Source organism: Pseudomonas sp. GV085 (genome assembly GCF_003050925.1).
Lineage (GTDB): Bacteria > Pseudomonadota > Gammaproteobacteria > Pseudomonadales > Pseudomonadaceae > Aquipseudomonas.
Map to the genome: position 1 here is coordinate 25740 of NZ_QAOV01000002.1, position 17665 is coordinate 43404.

The window sequence follows — 17665 nt, forward strand, 5'->3', positions numbered from 1 at the left end:
AGCAACCGGCACGTAGAAGGGGACACATCATGAAAAACGCAGACTTCGACTGGCTGGTGATCGGATCGGGATTTGGCGGCAGTGTCTCGGCGCTGCGCCTCGTGGAGAAAGGCTATCGCGTCGGGGTGCTCGAGCGCGGCCGTCGCTATCGCGACGAAGACCTTCCCAAGTCGGCCTGGCAGTTCAACAAGTATCTGTGGGCACCCGCATTGGGTTTGAAAGGCATCATGCGCATGTCGCTGTTTCGTCATGTCTTTTTTCCCAGCCAGTCGGGTGTCGGTGGCGGCAGCACCGTGTATGGCGGTGTGTTGTACCGCGCCAAGCCAGCGTTCTTCGACAACGTGCAGTGGCGCGAGCTCGGTCACTGGGACAGGCTATTGCAGCCTCACTACGATACGGCCGAGCGCATGCTTGGGGTAAAGACGGTGCCATTCGACTCGACGAACCAGCAACTGGCCCGGGAGATGGCGCAACACTTCGCAACCGAAGACACATTCACTCGAGCACCCACCGGAGTGTTCTTTGGCGAACCGGGAAAAACCGTCAAGGACCCCTATTTCGGTGGGGAAGGGCCTGACCGTACCGGGTGTATACGTTGCGGCGCCTGTATGGTGGGATGCCGCGTCGGTGCCGTGAACTCGCTGGTGAAAAACTACCTGTGGTTCGCAGAGAAACGCGGCGTGCAGATATTGGCAGAGCGCGAGGTCGTTGATGTGAGCCCGCTCGGGGCCGCCGACGGCAGTGAAGGCTATCGTGTGACCGCCCAGCGTCCCGGTGCCTGGTTCTTCCGTGATCGTCAGACGTATACCGCTCGTGGAGTGATCTTCGCTGGCGGGGCTCTCGGTACCAACGAATTATTGGCCAACTGCAAGCACGGCGGTTCGTTGCCCCGGGTCAGCGATCGCCTTGGTGAACTGGTGCGCACCAACAGCGAATCGATTCTGAATGTGCGCCTGCCCGAGGACCGCAAAACCTGGAACGATGTCACCGCCAGCAGCAGTGTGCACGTCGATCAGGATACCCACATCGAGTTTCTCACCTATGGTCGCAACGCGGACTTCCTGAGCTTGCTTTGCACGCTGTTGGTCGGTAAGGGTAACCGCGTGACGCGGCCGTTGAAATGGCTGGGGAATATCGTGTTGCACCCGGTGCGATGGCTCAAGTCAATGTGGCCAAGGGGCTGGAGCCGACACATGGTGATGCTGCTGGTGATGCAGACATTGGACAATGCGATTGCACTGCGTCCCAGGAAGCGTTGGCTGGGCCGTGGCTATCGCCTCGTCACTGAGCAGAACCGCAAAAAGCCAAATCCGACGTACATCGAGATGGGTAATCAGGCCGCTCAGTGGCTGGCCAGGCACACCGGCGGTATTGCCCAGAGCAACGTACTGGAAGCGCTGGGCAACATTCCGACAACAGCCCATGTGCTGGGAGGCGCCGTGATCGGCGCCGATGCCCAACGCGGCGTGATTGATCAGAACCTTCACGTTTTCGGTTACCACAACATGTTGGTGTGTGACGGCGCTGCGATGCCTGCAAATCCCGGGGTTAATCCTGCGCTGACCATCACGGCACTTGCCGAGTACGCCATGGCGCAGATTCCACAGGCTCCTGTGTACTTGAACTGAAATACTGTTCGCACCGCGTGACCGCATGGTTGCGCGGTTTTTTCAAGACTCTGGCGCAGTTGCCTGCCCGGCAATCACGCCAGCAGTGGAAGATTCGACTTTTTCGCGCTTTGCTCCCAAGCCGACGACAATGTTGTTACACGTCGCTACCAGGATCTGCGCAGCAGGATTTTCCACGCCTGAGAAGTGGCCGGCGAGTTCGAGCATGATGAATCCATGCGCGGTACTCCACAGCTGTGGCGCGATGAGAGCGGGATCGATTTTGCGAACGCATTTGGCATCGACCAGGCGAGCGCAAGCGTTGATCAGAATCGCGTATGTCGCTTTGAAGGCTTCCGATTGCCCATTTGCAATCGAGGTCATGGTACCTCGTGAGGGGCTATATCTGCCGTCAATCGAAAGACCGAACATCAAGTCGTACAGATGGGGATTGCTTCGTGCAAGGTCTCGGCAAGCCAGGAGCATCGCGCATAAGTCGGCTATGGGATCCTCCGTGATGGGCACACGCTTGAAGACTGCAGCCAAGCGCTTGAATCCCTCGTCAGCGACGGCTTGTAGAAGTTCCGGCACTCCGCCGAAGTGTGTGTAAACCCCCATGGTCGACAGGCCGGCTTCGCTCGCGACCGAACGGGCCTTGACTTCGGACGGGCCGCTGGAGGCGAGCACACGGATGGTTGCCTCGACGAGGCGGGTGGGGGCATTAGGGAGTGAGTTATCAGTGGTCATGTTGCAATACTGCCATAACGGCGTTATGTTTATCAAATAACATCGTTATTGATCTGTAACCGCTCGATCATGAGGATTCAGGCAATGCGCACTTTGAATAAAGCAGGTGTCTTCGGACTCACCCTGGCAGCAGCAGTCATGTCATCGGCGCTGTGGGCAGACGACAGTTCGCCGGTTGGCCTGTGGCAAAACATCGACGATGTCAGTGGCAAGCCGAGGGCGTTGATTCGCATCACCGAATCCGATGGCACGCTGAAGGGCATTATCGAAAAAGCGTTTCCCACTCTCAAAGAAAATCAGAATCCGAGGTGCGAGAAATGTGAAGGCGTGAACAAGAATGTGCCGATTGTAGGCCTGACCATTCTGACCGGTTTGCGAAAGGATGGCGAAGAGTACACCGGTGGCCACATCCTCGATCCGGATAACGGCAAGGTCTATAGCAGTAAAGTCCACCTGACCGACAACGGCAAAAAGCTCAGCGTACGCGGCTACATTGGCGTGCCGGTATTAGGGCGCTCACAGACCTGGGTACGCCAGGAATAAGGAAGCACGATGAAAGCATTCATTATCGATCGCTACGGAAAAAAGGCTGCGTTACGGGCGACCGAAATACCAGAACCTGAATTGGGCAAGGATGATGTTTTAGTCCAGATCCATGCGGCGGGTGTAAACCCTCTGGATTTAAAAATCAGAGACGGTGAGTTCAAAATGATTTTGCCTTATCGCATGCCGCTTGTTCTGGGTAATGATTTGGCTGGGGTCGTCGTACGGGTCGGCTCAGGCGTGCAGCAATTCAAGGCGGGTGATGAGGTCTATGCACGGCCCGATGACAATCGAATCGGTGCGTTCGCCGAATTCATTGCGATCGATCAACGTTCGCTGGCGCTCAAGCCGAAAGGTCTCACCATGGAGGAAGCAGCTTCGATCCCTCTGGTTGGCTTGACCGCGTGGCAGGCACTGGTCGAAAAAGCGAACTTGAAGAAAGGCCAAAAGGTACTTATCCACGCGGGCTCCGGTGGCGTGGGAACACTGGCCATTCAGCTGGCCAAACACCTGGGGGCGACCGTCGCGACGACCACCAGCACGGCGAATGTCGAATGGGTGAAGCGTCTCGGTGCGGATATCGTGATCGATTACCGCAAAGACGATTTCGAAAAGGTCCTGCACGACTACGATGTGGTCTTGAACAGCCTCGGCACAGAGACTCTCGAGAAGTCGTTACGCATCCTGAAGCCGGGTGGAAAGCTCATCTCAATCTCTGGACCGCCGGATGTAGACTTTGCGAAAAGCGCTGGATTGTCCGGGTTCCTGAAACTGGTCATGCGTCTGTTGAGTTATGGGATCAGGAAAAAGGCCAGGCGTCGTGGTGTCAGCTATTCATTTCTTTATATGAGAGCCAGCGGTGAGCAATTGCGCAAGATTACCGCGCTCATCGATTCCCGGGTCATACGCCCGGTGGTGGACCGGGTTTTTCCTTTCGAATCGACCCCGGAGGCCTTGGCTTATGTTGAAACCGGCCGGGCAAAAGGCAAGGTCATCGTCAAGGTAAAGTAACGAGATGACGTCCATGTTCGAAAACTTCGAAACGCACCGAATTACCGTAGGTGATGTAGAAATTGCCTGTGTTGCAGCGGGCATAGGCGAACCCATACTGATGCTCCACGGTTTTCCGCAGACCATGGCGCTCTGGGCGCGTATCGCACCTGGGCTGGTCGCGCGTGGCTATCGGGTTGTCTGTGCTGATTTGCGTGGGTATGGCGCATCGTCTAAGCCGCCGGCTCAACCAGATCTGTCGAACTACGGATTTCGCGCCATGGCTGCGGATCAGGTCGAACTGATGTGTGTGCTCGGGCATGAACGGTTCCATCTTGTCGGACACGACCGTGGTGCGCGCACTGCATACCGGATGACGCTGGATTATCCAGACAAGGTGGCGAGCGTCACGCTGATGGACATCGTCCCTACGGCTGTGATGCTGACAGATCTGCGCAAGGACGTCGCCCGCAGTTACTGGCACTGGTTTTTCCTGTCTCAGCCCGCACCCTTCCCGGAGCGCATGATTGAGGCAGATCCCGATTTCTTTTTCGAAAGCTGCCTGTTCGGCTGGGGCGCCGCAGGGCTGAAAGATTTCGATGCTGACCAACTGGCGGCGTATCGGAAAGCCTGGCGCGATCCGGCGACGATCGCCGGGTTTTGCAACGACTATCGCGCCACGCTCACTGTGGATCTAAAGGACGATTTGTCAGATTCCGGACGACGTATCACCGCGCCCGCGCTGATTCTCTATGGCGCCTCGGGTGCGATGGCCAGGCACTATGATTTACCCGCCTCCTGGGTGAGTCGCTGCACAGTGATGGAGGCCTCTGCGATAGTGGGCGGGCATTTTTTTGCTGATGCCCGGCCAGACGAGGTCGTTGAACGAGTCGCCGTATTTTTGGCAAGCCATCCCTTGCAGTCTTGCTGAATACCTTCCGTGCATCGATGTCGATGCCTGCCGTGCCCTGTTGATAGCGGATAACGCTCAGTGACGCTGGCTGCGAATGGCTCCCCACCATGGGTATCTACACATCTTCCCGAGTTTGATGGTGTACATATCCATTTCTGCGGTAACGGCCGCTTAGGGTTCCGCCCTGACGGCGGGTCACTTGGAAAAGCCCCAAGTAACCAAGGGCTCTTGCCCCGCCATTCGGTGCCTCGCTTAGGCTCGGCATACCCTCACTCCGGCATTGCTCCGGGGGCCCGCCGCCATCGGCCATCCATGGCCGGGGGCGGCTACCGCGGCATCCCTGCCGCGGTGCCCCCTGCGCAATACCTGCGTTCGGCCTCTGGGAAAGGGGCAACAGATCAAAATCAAAAGCCAAAGCAACGGCAGATCAACAGCATCGCGAGCAGGCTCGCACACAGTCGGAGTGGGTACATCCGGGGAAAATTGGTCGGCTGACAGGCCACCATCGCAGCGATGCGGCGACCCGACAAGCCAGCCACAAAAAATCAGCGCCCATCCGCTCTGCCTTTCACCACTCAACAGGCCGAGCGTTAGCTCGCCTGCAGCTGTTGATCTTGATGCACCGCCCCCTCGTGAGGCCGAGTGGAGGTTCTGCGTAGTGGGCAACCCGGCATGGATGCCGGGTTAGCCGCGTACGGCCATGGATGGCCGATCGCGGCGGGCCCCCGGAGCAGGACCGGAGCGAGGGCATGCCGAGCCTGGGCGAGGCACCGAACGAAAGGGGCAAGAGCCCTTGGTTACTTGGGGCTTTTCCAAGTGACTCGCTGTAAAAGCGAAACCGCTAGCGGCCGTTACCGCAGAAATGGATATGTACTCCCAACACCACGCCCCGGCAGTGAATCTCTGTAGCTCACAAGATATGTAGATACCTATGCACCATGGGCACGCAGCCTTTTCTCTGGATTGCCGCTGAGGCAACGACCTACGTGGACTGCGACGGTGACAGTGTCGCGAGAATTTTTTCGCGGCAGACCTCCAGAATCTCATCCGCCAGTGGGGAATCATCCGGGCAAGCCCGCGACAACACGACTGCGCCGATCGCATGGGCAAGCATGTCGATCATCCGTGCTCGCACTGTGTGCGGATCCACGTCGCCCGGCGAGTCATCAGGCTCAAGGGCTGCCAGCATGCTTTCGACCCCGTCGGCAAACGTTGCCTTGATCTCCCCTGATTGACGCGCAGCGTCGCCGCAGAGGGCGGCCATCGTGCAGCCAGCGTTGCGGCCATCACGGTGAGCCCGTGACACGTAAAGATTGACGAACTCGGTGACGTCCAGGTCCGCGGTATTGACCAGGCTCTGCGAAAGCCCGTTCGCCGCTGCTTCAGCCATCAAATCGGCTTTGGAGCGAAAGTGCTTGTAGAACCCGCCATGGGTGAACCCGGCAGCGGCCATCAGTTCCGCCACCCCCACACCGTCATAGCCGCGTTCACGAAACAGGGCGGAGGCCGTCTCGACGATGTGCGCCCGATTCGCCTGTGCCTGCGCTTTGGTGACTCTCATACCCACATGCCTCTTTGAATCTGCTGACTGTCAGGCGCTCAATATACATTGATGTCAATCATCATCAAAGTCATTGACGATTAAGATTATGATCATCATCATAACGGCTCGCCAACTTTGCAAGGGCTCAGGCCATGAGCGCCGCCCACCTGAAAGCGCCGATCGCATGGCGATGCACACTCGCAACAACGACCATCAGTCAACGTGGGAGAAACAAGGCATGACCGAAAAAACTTTATTTGAGCCCTACACCCTCGGCTCCCTGACGCTCTCCAACCGGGTGGTCCTGGCGCCGCTGACGCGCAACCGCGCCGGTGCGGGCTTCGTTCCAAGCGAGTTCGCTGCAACGTATTACAGCCAGCGGGCGTCGGCCGGCCTGCAGATTTCCGAGGCCACACAGATTTCGCAGCAAGGGCAGGGCTACCAGGATACGCCCGGCATCTACTCGCAAGCGCAGATCGACGCGTGGCGTGAGGTCACTGATGCCGTCCATGGGAAGAACGGGAAAATTTTCCTGCAGTTGTGGCACGTCGGACGAGTTTCGCATGTTGATCTGCAGGAGAACGGCGCCGCTCCGGTGGCGCCCTCGGCCATCCGGGCCGCAACCAAGACGTTCGTCAACAACAGCTTTGTCGACGTTTCCGAGCCTCGGGCGCTGGCGCTCGACGAACTGCCCGGGATCGTCAACGACTTCCGCCAGGCCGCGGCAAACGCTATTGCCGCAGGCTTCGATGGCGTCGAGATCCATGGCGCCAATGGCTATCTGCTGGACCAGTTCGTCAAGGACGGTGCCAACGTACGCACCGATGCCTACGGCGGGTCGATCGAAAATCGCGCGCGGCTGCTGCTGGAGGTGACGGCAGCAGTGGTGGCCGAGATTGGCGCCGAGCGCACCGGCATTCGTATCTCGCCGGTTTCGCCCACCAATGGTGTCTCGAGCAGCGATCCACAGGGGCAGTTCGACTACATCGTCGATCAGCTCGACGCCTTGGGCATCGTCTATCTCCATGTCGTCGAGGGTGCGACCGGCGGGCCGCGCGAGGTCGCACCGTTCGACTTCGATTCCCTGCGCCGGCGATTCAGGAACACCTACATCGCCAACAACGGTTATGACCTGGATCTCGCTACCTCCCGGCTCACCGAAGGCAAGGCAGACCTCTTCGCGTTCGGGCGCCCATTCATTGCCAACCCCGATCTGGTGGAACGTCTGAAAACCGCAGCGCCGTTGGCGTCCTTCGATCCGACCACGCTTTTCGGCGGTGGTGCTGCGGGATACATCGACTATCCGGCCCTCGCTGACGCCAGCGCCCTGTAACACTGGCGCGGTGTCGATTTATACGTTGCATGCCCGACATGGGTTCACCTGATCAAGAGAGCAACTATATGACTACCCATCCCGCAGTCCTGATTACCGGCGCTTCCTCCGGCATCGGCGCCACCTATGCCGAGCGCCTCGCACGTCGCGGCCACGATCTGGTGCTGGTTGCCCGCGACAAAGCCAGGCTGGAGACACTGGCGGCTCGCCTGCGCGAGGAACACAGCGTCGCTGTCGATATCCTCCAGGCCGATCTCACCCAGCCCGGCGACCTGGCCGTCGTCGAGACGCGCCTGCGCGATGATTCGCGCATCGGCATCCTCATTAACAATGCCGGGGCAGCCCAGTCTGGCAGCTTCATCGAGCAGACGACCGACGATGTCGCTCGACTCGTCGCGCTCAACACAACCTCGTTGGTGCGACTCGCCAGCGCAATCGCCCCTCGGCTTGCGCAGGCCGGTGAAGGCGCGATCGTCAATATCGGTTCAGTGGTTGGCTTGGCGCCGGAATTCGGCATGTCAGTCTATGGCGCCACCAAGGCCTTTGTGCTGTTTCTATCCCAGGGACTGAGTCTGGAACTCGCGCCCAAAGGCGTCTATATCCAGGCCGTGCTTCCTGCCGGTACTCGCACGGAGATTTGGGGGCGTGCGGGCATCGACATCAACGCGCTGCCGGAACTGATGGAGGTGGGTGAGCTGGTGGATGCCGCGCTGGTGGGCTTCGATCGGCGTGAGCTGGTGACCATCCCGCCACTGCATGACGCCAGTCGCTGGACTGCCCTGGATGCCGCGCGACAAGCGCTCATCTCGGACATTCGACAAGCGCATGTAGCAGAGCGGTATCGCACGGAGTAAACAATGACCCATTCCGACAATTACCTTGGATCGGGTACGTCCTACGTAACTGCCGTAAACCGCTCGATCAATGTCGCAGGGACTGTGTTTGCCTACCGTGATCTGGGGCCTCGCAGCGGGGTGCCGCTGATTCTTCTCAACCATTGGGGCGCGGTATTGGACAACTTCGACCCGCGGATCATCGATGGTCTTGCCAGTCAGCATCGCGTCATCGCCACTGACTACCGAGGCATCGGCGCATCGGGAGGAACCGCGCCCCTGACCATTGATGAAATGGCGCGGGATGCAATAGCCCTGATCCACGGGCTTGGCCTGGAGAAGGTTGATCTGATCGGTTTTTCCCTTGGCGGATTCGTGGCACAGGACATCGTGCTCAAAGCCCCCGACCTGGTACGCAAGCTCATTTTGGCGGGTACAGGGCCGGCGGGCGGCAAAGACATTGACAGGGTAGGGGCGGCATCCTGGCCATTGATGATCAAGGGGTTACTGACGCTGCGGGATCCGAAGTTCTACCTGTTCTTCACAGGCTCGGCCAATGGTCGCCAAGCCGCGAAGGCCTTCTTGAAGCGACTGAAGGAGCGCAAAACGGATCGGGACAAGGGGCCCACGCCAAATGCCTTCTCGCGACAGTTGAAGGCGATCAAGGCGTGGGGGATGCAGGCACCTCAGGATCTGGGCAGTATCCGGATCCCGGTACTGATCGCCAATGGTGATAACGACATCATGGTGCCGACAGTGAACTCTACTGATATGGCCCGCCGCATCCCGAACTCGCAACTGATCATTTATGAAGATGCCGGACATGGTGCGATTTTCCAGAATCACGCCAATTTCGTGGCGAAGGCGCTGGCTTTTCTCGATCCCGAACAGCCTGACAAAACGTTACCTGACCCGCACTAGTTTCTCGGTTACGCGAGGCTATCCGGATCCCCGAAGAACATCTGAATCCGCGAGCGCAGCCAGCGCTCCCCCGGATCGTTATCCTGCGACCCGCGCCAGGCCATATGCAGTTCAAAGCTGCGCACCGGCAACGGCGGATCTTCGGCACGCACACCGCCCGCGGCAGTCAGCGCATCGGCCGTGTAGTCCGGCACCGTAGCCACGATGTCAGTGCCCGCGAGCAGGGTGCTCAACCCGTTGAACTGCGGCACGGCGAGCACCACATGACGTTTGCGCCCGAGTTTTTCCAGTTCTTCATCGATAAAACCGCTGAGGTCCCCGGCGAACGACACCAGTGCATGGGGGCGAGCGCAGTAATCATCCAGGCTCAACGGCCCCGGCACGGTGTCGGCGCGCAACAGCTTGGGCTGGCTGCGGCGCAACACTTTGCGCTTGGCGTTGGCCGGCAGATCGGTGGTGTAACTGACACCGATGGAAATTTCCCCGGACGCCAGCATTCCCGGCATCAGGATGTAGTTGACCCTGCGCACCACCAGCACAATCCCCGGCGATTCGGCACGCAGGCGCTTGAGCAGCATGGGCAGCAAGGCGAACTCGACATCGTCCGAAAGGCCGATGCGGAACACGGCGGTACTTGTGGCAGGATCGAACTCGGCCGCACGGCTGACGGCGGTGGAAATCGAATCCAGTGCCGGCGACAGCAGGGCGAAAATCTCGATCGCCCGGGCGGACGGCTCCATGCTGCGGCCGGTACGCACAAACAAAGGATCATCGAACAAGCCGCGCAGGCGCGAGAGCGCCGCACTGATGGCCGGCTGGCCGAGGAACAGTTTTTCCGCAGCACGGGTCACGCTGCGTTCGTGCATCAATGTTTCGAAAACGATCAACAGGTTCAGGTCGACACGACGTAGGTCATTACGATTCATCTGGAGTCCTGGCAGAGTCAGCAAACTTGACGTGAGCAGCCATATGAGAACAATGGCCAGCAGGAATATTACGGGGAAAGGCTGGTACTCTGCACCGGGTAATTCAGATTTCCTACAAAGGCGGCTCCAGTTTCCTACGATATTGCCGCCGCCGCGGAATCAATGACAGGCATGTCGACTATTAATAGCCACAGATAGTGTTGGGTTGAAAGCCCAGCTAGAGTTCAAGGCATTAGAGGTTCAATTGGCGAGGTTTGCGATGTCCCGCACGATCCGTTTTCACAAGTTTGGTCCAGCCGAGGTGCTCAAATGCGAAGAGCATGCGGCGGCTCTGCCTGCACCGGGCGAAGTGCAGGTGCGCGTCGAAGCGATCGGCATCAGTTGGTATGACATTCTTTGGCGCCAGAACCTGGCCTCGTCCCACGCTCGTCTGCCTTCAGGCCTTGGTCATGAAATGGCCGGTATCGTCACGGCCGTCGGCGATGGCGTTGAAGACCTGGCCGTCGGTGACAAGGTTGCCAGTTTCCCGGCTGAAAGCCCGAACGATTACCCGGTCTACGGCGAGCAGATCGTTCTGCCGCGATCGGCACTGACCCGCTACCCGGATGTGCTCAGCCCGATTGAAGCCAGCGTGCACTACACGCCGTTGTTGATTGCCTATTTCGCCTATGCGGATCTGGCACGGGTCAAACCCGGGCAGTTTGCCCTGGTGACCGACGCCAGTCATTGCGCCGGACCTTCGTTCGTACAACTGGGCAAGGCCTTGGGTGTTCGAGTGATCGCCGCGACCAAGTCAGCAGACGAGCGTGAGTATCTGCTGTCACTGGGTGCCGAGAAAGTCATCGTCACCGAGGAAGAAGATCTTCTGGTACGAATCAACAAGATCACCGATAACCGCGGCGTGGATGTGGTATTCGATGGTTTGGGCGGTCCGCAGATGTCGTTGCTTGGCGATGTGTTGGCGCCTCGCGGCAGCCTGGTGCTGTACGGCCTGCAAGGCGGCAACCAGACGCCTTTCCCGGCTTGCGCAGCGTTCCAGAAAAACATTCAGTTCTTCGTACACTGCATCGGCAACTTCACTGGCAAGCCGGAACTGGGCATCACCCAGGACCAGGTCGCACTGCAACGTGCCTTGCGCGACATCAATCAGATGACTGCCGACCGCGTTCTGCTGCCGCTCAAGACTCGGGTCTTCCCGTTTGCCGAGTTTGTCGAAGCGCACCGCTACATGGACGAATGCCCGTGTCGCGAAAGGGTCGCGCTGCAGGTCGAACCGGCATAACAATCGCCGCAATAGCCCACCCAAGAGTCCGTGCCCACGCGGACTCTTTCGTTTCAGTCCCCCCCTCCCCAAAAAAAGGTTTTTCACGGAATTCCGGGGGAACACATATAACGAAATATCTGTAAGGGCTGCCGAAGGCTGCGATCTTTTTGATCTTGATCTTCAGCAATCTCCAGATCGCAAAAGCAAGATCAAAAAGATCGTCCGAACGCGGCCCGAACCTTCGGCAGCTCCTACAGGGGAACGCGTGCACCACCAAACAACGAGGTCGAGCGTTAGCTCGCCTCGCGGTGCTGTTGCGGTGCACGCCCCCTCGTGAGGCCGAGCGCAGGTTCTGCGCAGTGGGCAACCCGGCATAGATGCCGGGTTAGCCGCGTACGGCCATGGATGGCCGATCGTGGCGGGCCCTGTAGGAGCGAGCTTGCTCGCGAAAAACCTGAGAGCACCGCGGGGTGTCAGGCTCCCCGCGTCATCGTTGACCTCCATCGCGAGCAAGCTCGCTCCTACAGGCTCTTCCAAGTGACCCGCCGTCAGGGCGGAACCCTAAGTGGCCGTAACCGCAACAATGGATATGTACACCAGGAAGAAAATGCTCGGCCGTAAGGTCGCCATCGCTGGCAAGTCGGATCGCCGCACCGCAGCTTCTACAGGTATCGGTGTTCCCCGGGATTGTGTGAAGAACCAAAAAAAGCCGTCGATCCGCAGGCCGGTCCAGCAACTGAACTGGTTTTTGCCCGTAATCTGTAGCTTCTAATCATCCACTAAGCCCTGATAATTGAATGATTACTTTCATCTCAAGGAATGAGTCATGGTTGGGTGTCAGGCTGGAACTTTTCAATGTGCGCCGTCGGTGCGCATCTCCAAACTAGTGTGTCGTTGCGTAGTTGCCAACAAGACAGCGACAACTTCCTTCCTTATTTCTTGTATTAAGTGTCTGTGGGACATTGTCGGAAGTTTCCTAGGACTGCCGTTTAAATCGAGCAAGCCCTTGCCAGCCGGGCGCTACAGCTTCGCTTGCGTCGTTAAGCCGAGGGGGCGCTACGAACGTTTCAAATGATCGACAGAAAATTCAAGTGCTAGCATTTGGCAATAAAGTCCATGACTTCATACGTGCAGACAGTCCAACGGGATTTGCTGTCTGCGCGATATTGAACTTACGAGTATCAGGTAAATAAAGATGACCAGCATCCATGACCAAGCGATGAACTATGTCTATCAACAGGTGCTGCAGCGATTGCTGGGGTTTTTTTCCCGTGCCGAACGCACCGCATTGCAATTGTTGATTCAGCGCCTGGCGGTAGCGGCAGGGGGCATGGGGCGCATTGGCGAATACAAGGTGCTGGCGATCCAGTCCGGAACCCGTGACAACTGCTACACACTGGCATTGTTGCGTGCTGCGCAGCTGATCATCGCCACGCGGGCACCGGCGACATTCCAGTTGCGCATCGCCTCGTTGCGATTGAACGGGGCAAGCTGCGCGGCCGTGGAGAACATGCACCGGACCAACAGCGCATTGTTTGTCTATGACGATCCCCGAGTCGAGGTGTTGATGGTCGATGATCGCGAAGTCTTGCCGTTCAACCACCTGACGCCGACCTCCGACGCCGGTCGCGAGTCCGGCCGCCTGAACCTGTTGATGATCGGCCATCGCCGGGCTTGGCGCGGCGGGTTCGACCTGTGGGATGACGGTTATCTGACAACGGGAGAGTTCTACGGACAAATCGCCCGCTGGGACGGTGGTGTGGACGCCTTGCTCATCGCTGATACGTTGCGTCAGCAAAAGCAGTTCATCGATGGATTGAAACGTGCCGCGACCAAGGCAGGGCTCACGCATTCATACGGGGGCGAGGCCGGTTATTCGGGGTTGTTTGCGCTGCTCGATGAACTGGGCAGCGACTGCTATCACGCGTTCTACGCCGATTACGGCCAGGCCCGATGGCGTCCACAAGAGCGCTTTGAGACCTGTCGTCGTACGGCCTGCATCGATATTCACGACCTGCTGGTGAGTAACCTGGAAGAGCGCTGGCCATTGCTGACGGAGTTTCTCCGATTCCAGCCTGACGAACTGTTCGCGCAGATCAGTGACAACGAATTCGTCAGCCCGTCGATCTCGGCGCACGTGCAGGGCTTGCAGGCGAGCTTCGTGCAGGGTCGCGATTACGAGTCCGGCGTGGCGCAATACCTGCAACGCGCCCTGGTGATGATGCGCCGCAAGCGCTTGCCTGAGCGTTTGTGCGAGCAGGCCATCAAGGTCTTCGGCAACCCGGCGACATTGAGCGAGCTGCGCGCCAGGGCAGCGGCCGAGGCGCAAAAGAACCTGGGCCTGAGCGAAGCACAACTGGTGTGCCTGCTTTTTGCGCCTTTTATAGAAAGAGGTGCGGGGCTCGAGCGTTTTCTGCGTCAGTGCCATCCGGGCATGCTGGTGGCCATGCCCGAGTTGCACCGGGCCATGCAGGGGCACCCGGTCGCCGAACAGATCATGCAATGGATGATGGATGTCAGCGGATTGCCCATCAGCCTGATTGGCCGGCTTTATCGCATGGAGTGGGCGCGAGGAAGCGCTGGCAGAACGCCTGAAGCACTGATCCAGATGGCGGCGTTGCGAAATGCGCTGGGCGATCCTGACGCTGATATCACGTTGGTGGATGAATGGTCGGCGGGTCACTGAGCGTGGGCGGATTTTCAGCCAGTGCGGCCGGCCTTCATTCATGAAAGGTCCACGAGAAACGGATTTCGCCTATCAGGCGGTTTATCGATACCTGGCCAGCCTGATCAACGAGTCTGAAGGGGATTCGCCCATCCGCCTGCCGTCGCTGCGGCATCTGGCGGAGCGCCTCAATGTGTCGATCTCGACCATTCAGTACGCCTATTCGCTCCTGGAGAAAGAGGGGCGCGTCTATTCGGTGGCCAAGTCCGGTTACTACGCGTTGCCGGTGTCCTCAATCAACCTGCAGGACAGCGGCAGCGACCTGCTGGAAGCCGTCTACGTCAATGCCAGGCGTCCGGGGATGCTGGTCCTGAGCGCCGATGAACCGGCGCTGCTGCAGCCGCTCGACAGTCCTTTGTTGCTGCTGGAGCGAGAGTTGCTGCGCCAGTATCCCCGACAGCCGCAGTCGCCTTCGCAACCCTGTGGCGAGCTCGAATTGCGCACCGCCCTGGCTGCACGCTACACCACGTCTCCGATGCGTTACTGGCATGCCGATGACGTCTACATCGGCGCCGATCTTCGTGGTGTACTGGAAATCCTGATCGCCGTGCTGGGCTTGAAGGATGCCACCGTGGTGGTCGAATCGCCGTGCGACTGGACGATCCTGCGCCTGTTTCAAGCTGCCTGCGTGCGGGTGATCGAGTGGCCCGTACAAGCCGACGGTTGCCTGGATACGCAGCGGCTCAAAACGCTGCTGGATACCGAACCGGTCATGCTGGTGATGCTGTCGTCGGCCCTGAACATGCCCCGTGGCAGCCTGGCGTCTGACGAAAACAGGCAAGCCATTGCCCGGCTGTTGGCCGCGCATGACAGTTGGGTGCTGGAAAACGACTGTTATGGCGAACTCGGATTTGACCTTGGAGGCGTACGCTTTCGCGACTTGCTGGACCCTGAACGGCTGATGGTGTTTTCCACGTTCGAGAAAATCATCGGTCCGGAAGCGCCCTACGGCTACCTGCTTTCAAGGCATTTGAGCGCTGAGCTGCAACGGCACTTTCTGCTGCGCTCCTTTCGTCTGTCGCCGATTCGCCAGAAAGCCATCGCCCGCTTGTACAGCAGCGGTCGCATCGATCAACACCTGCTGGTGCTGCGACGGCTACTCAAGGAACGCAAGAGTCAAATGACCCAGTTGTTGCAGGAGCGATTGGGTGATGCCTTGCATTTCGTCGAGCCGCAAGGCGGTGCAACGATCTGGGTGCGCTCCTTGCGTCGGGTCAATGTCCGTCGTGTGTTCCAGCGCCTGCTGGCGCATCAGGTGGTCATCGCGCCGGGGGAACTGTTCAGCCTCCACGGTCTGCACGGGCAGCATTTGCGTTTGAGTCATACCTTCGGCGGCGATCGCAACCTGGCTGCCGCACTGGGCTTGTTGGGGGATGCGCTGCGTCTGGAATCAATCGAGTGAGTGATGAGACAAAAAATAACACCCTTCATTCTATTGGATCGATCCCATCGCGTTGCGGTCGAACTGCCAGTAAACTGCGACCCCATTCCTGAACCACTCTATTCCAGAGGTTTTGCATGACACTCAGTCCTTTTGCGGGTAAACCGGCACCGGTAGAATTGTTGGTCGACATCCCGCGACTGGTAACGGCCTATTACACCGGCCAGCCTGATGCCGCGATTTCGACCCAGCGCGTTGCCTTCGGCACGTCCGGGCACCGCGGCAGCTCGTTCGACTTGAGTTTCAACGAATGGCACGTGCTGGCGATCAGCCAGGCGATCTGCCTGTATCGCGAAGCTCAAGGCATCGATGGCCCGCTGTTTGTCGGCATCGACACCCACGCACTGTCCACCCCGGCCGGCGCCAGCGCCCTCGAAGTACTGGCCGCCAATGGCGTGACCGTGATGATCGCCGCTGGCGACGAGTACACGCCGACGCCGGCCATTTCCCATGCGATCCTCTGCTACAACCGCGGTCGCACCAGCGGCCTGGCGGACGGCATTGTCATCACGCCGTCCCACAACCCGCCGCAAAGCGGTGGCTACAAGTACAACCCAACCAACGGTGGTCCGGCCGATACCCACATCACCAAGTGGATCGAAGCCAAGGCCAACGAACTGCTGGCCAACAAGCTCGCTGGCGTCAAGCGCATCAGCTACGAGCAGGCACTGAAGGCCAGCACCACCCATCGTCACGATTACCTCAACACCTACGTCGCCGACCTGATCAACGTGATCGACTTCGACGCCATCCGCGATGCCAAGCTGCGCCTGGGTGTCGATCCGCTGGGTGGAGCGGGGGTGCGCTACTGGTCGGCGATTGCCGAGCATTACCGCCTGGACCTGGACGTGGTGAACAAAGAGGTCGACCCGACCTTCCGTTTCATGACCGTCGACTGGGACGGCCAGATCCGCATGGACCCATCGTCCGGCCACGCCATGCAAGGCCTGATCGGCCTGAAAGAACGTTTCGACGTGGCGTTTGCCTGCGATCCGGACCACGACCGCCATGGCATCGTCACGCCGTCCGGTGGCTTGCTGGCGCCGAACAACTACCTCGCCGTTGCCATCGACTACCTGTTCCAGAACCGTCCGCAATGGCGTGCCGATGCGGCCGTGGGTAAAACCGTGGTCAGCAGCGGCTTGATCGATCGCGTGGCCAGGCGCCTGGGTCGTCGCCTGTACGAAGTGCCGGTTGGCTTCAAATGGTTTGCCGACGGCCTGTTCGATGGATCCCTCGGTTTCGGCGGTGAAGAAAGCGCCGGTGCCTCGTTCCTGCGCAAGGACGGCAGCGTCTGGTGCACCGACAAGGACGGTTTGATTCCGGCCCTGCTGGCCGCCGAGATGACTGCCCGGACCGGTCGCGACCCGAGCCAGGCGTATCGTGCCTTGACCGATGAGCTGGGTGAGCCGTTCTCGGTGCGGGTCGACGCCAAGGCCAATCCGGAGCAGAAAGCGCTGTTGAGCAAGCTGTCGCCGCAACAGGTCACCTCGACCCAACTGGCTGGCGAACCGATCCAGAACATCCTCAGCCACGCGCCGGGCAATGACCAGGCCATTGGCGGTCTCAAAGTCATGACCGAAAACGGCTGGTTCGCGGCGCGTCCGTCTGGCACCGAAGACATCTACAAGATCTACGCCGAAAGCTTTGTCAGCGACGACCACCTCAAACAACTGGTGGCCGAGGCGCAAACACTGGTCGATGGTGCTATTTCCTTGTAGGAGCGAGCCTGCTCGCGATGGTCGTCAACGATAACGCTGGCAGCCTGACACCCCGCGGTATTCTCGGGTTTTTCGCGAGCAGGCTCGCTCCTACATTGGACCGCATTCCCCATGTAGGAGCTGGCTTGCCAGCGAAGACATTTGTACTGCACTAAAAA

At 59.2% G+C, this 17665-nt stretch carries 15 protein-coding genes; 12 read left to right on the forward strand and 3 right to left on the reverse strand.

The annotated features are described in order from the left end of the window. The first annotated feature begins 29 nt into the window (after positions 1 to 29). Positions 30 to 1628: a GMC oxidoreductase gene (locus C8K63_RS04005; protein WP_108215504.1), complete on the forward strand. Its 1599-nt coding sequence runs from the start codon at positions 30 to 32 to the stop codon at positions 1626 to 1628. Positions 1629 to 1670: 42 nt separating this feature from the next. Here the strand turns inward: C8K63_RS04005 and C8K63_RS04010 are convergent, their stop codons facing one another. Then, a complete protein-coding gene (locus C8K63_RS04010) occupies positions 1671 to 2354 on the reverse strand; it encodes a TetR/AcrR family transcriptional regulator (protein ID WP_108215505.1) in 684 nt (227 codons plus the stop codon). An 84-nt stretch (positions 2355 to 2438) separates the two neighbouring features. On the opposite strand from C8K63_RS04010, the gene C8K63_RS04015 reads away from it, so the two are divergent. From C8K63_RS04015 to C8K63_RS04025, 3 genes are read left to right on the forward strand one after another with little or no spacing between them, the layout of a single operon-like run. Next, positions 2439 to 2897 (forward strand): DUF2147 domain-containing protein, encoded by a 459-nt coding sequence (locus tag C8K63_RS04015; RefSeq protein ID WP_108215506.1) that lies wholly within the window; start codon positions 2439 to 2441, stop codon positions 2895 to 2897. A gap of 9 nt (positions 2898 to 2906) precedes the next feature. Further along, positions 2907 to 3908 carry an NADP-dependent oxidoreductase gene (locus tag C8K63_RS04020; RefSeq protein ID WP_108215507.1) on the forward strand — a complete coding sequence of 334 codons (1002 nt, stop codon included), beginning with the start codon at positions 2907 to 2909 and terminating at the stop codon, positions 3906 to 3908. 13 nt (positions 3909 to 3921) lie between these two features. Then, the gene (locus tag C8K63_RS04025; protein ID WP_108215508.1) at positions 3922 to 4818 is read left to right on the forward strand and encodes an alpha/beta hydrolase; all 897 of its coding nucleotides are present in this window, start codon (positions 3922 to 3924) and stop codon (positions 4816 to 4818) included. Between the two features lie 964 nt (positions 4819 to 5782). On the opposite strand, the gene C8K63_RS04035 is transcribed toward C8K63_RS04025, so the two are convergent. After that, positions 5783 to 6361 carry a TetR/AcrR family transcriptional regulator gene (locus C8K63_RS04035; RefSeq protein WP_108215510.1) on the reverse strand — a complete coding sequence of 193 codons (579 nt, stop codon included), beginning with the start codon at positions 6359 to 6361 and terminating at the stop codon, positions 5783 to 5785. 220 nt (positions 6362 to 6581) lie between these two features. On the opposite strand from C8K63_RS04035, the gene C8K63_RS04040 reads away from it, so the two are divergent. The 3 genes from C8K63_RS04040 (at position 6582) to C8K63_RS04050 (ending at position 9430) form a co-directional block, all read left to right on the forward strand. Continuing rightward, a complete protein-coding gene (locus tag C8K63_RS04040; protein WP_108216061.1) occupies positions 6582 to 7676 on the forward strand; it encodes an alkene reductase in 1095 nt (364 codons plus the stop codon). A 68-nt stretch (positions 7677 to 7744) separates the two neighbouring features. Then, positions 7745 to 8530, forward strand: coding sequence for an SDR family oxidoreductase (locus C8K63_RS04045; protein ID WP_108215511.1), 786 nt, complete (start codon positions 7745 to 7747; stop codon positions 8528 to 8530). 3 nt (positions 8531 to 8533) lie between these two features. After that, a complete protein-coding gene (locus C8K63_RS04050; RefSeq protein WP_108215512.1) occupies positions 8534 to 9430 on the forward strand; it encodes an alpha/beta fold hydrolase in 897 nt (298 codons plus the stop codon). Positions 9431 to 9438: 8 nt separating this feature from the next. Here the strand turns inward: C8K63_RS04050 and C8K63_RS04055 are convergent, their stop codons facing one another. Continuing rightward, positions 9439 to 10356 carry a LysR family transcriptional regulator gene (locus tag C8K63_RS04055; protein WP_108215513.1) on the reverse strand — a complete coding sequence of 306 codons (918 nt, stop codon included), beginning with the start codon at positions 10354 to 10356 and terminating at the stop codon, positions 9439 to 9441. A 259-nt stretch (positions 10357 to 10615) separates the two neighbouring features. Here C8K63_RS04055 and C8K63_RS04060 point away from each other — a divergent pair, with 259 nt between their 5' ends. The 5 genes from C8K63_RS04060 (at position 10616) to pgm (ending at position 17507) form a co-directional block, all read left to right on the forward strand. Then, a complete protein-coding gene (locus C8K63_RS04060; protein WP_108215514.1) occupies positions 10616 to 11638 on the forward strand; it encodes a zinc-dependent alcohol dehydrogenase family protein in 1023 nt (340 codons plus the stop codon). A 547-nt stretch (positions 11639 to 12185) separates the two neighbouring features. Continuing rightward, a complete protein-coding gene (locus C8K63_RS30035) occupies positions 12186 to 12392 on the forward strand; it encodes a hypothetical protein (RefSeq protein ID WP_146176369.1) in 207 nt (68 codons plus the stop codon). Positions 12393 to 12815: 423 nt separating this feature from the next. Continuing rightward, positions 12816 to 14306 (forward strand): hypothetical protein, encoded by a 1491-nt coding sequence (locus C8K63_RS04070; RefSeq protein ID WP_108215516.1) that lies wholly within the window; start codon positions 12816 to 12818, stop codon positions 14304 to 14306. 40 nt (positions 14307 to 14346) lie between these two features. Beyond that, complete coding sequence (locus C8K63_RS04075; protein WP_108215517.1) at positions 14347 to 15747, forward strand: PLP-dependent aminotransferase family protein; 1401 nt, start codon at positions 14347 to 14349, stop codon at positions 15745 to 15747. A 116-nt stretch (positions 15748 to 15863) separates the two neighbouring features. Beyond that, positions 15864 to 17507 (forward strand): phosphoglucomutase (alpha-D-glucose-1,6-bisphosphate-dependent), encoded by a 1644-nt coding sequence (gene pgm, locus C8K63_RS04080; RefSeq protein ID WP_108215518.1) that lies wholly within the window; start codon positions 15864 to 15866, stop codon positions 17505 to 17507. The last annotated feature ends 158 nt before the right edge of the window (positions 17508 to 17665 follow it).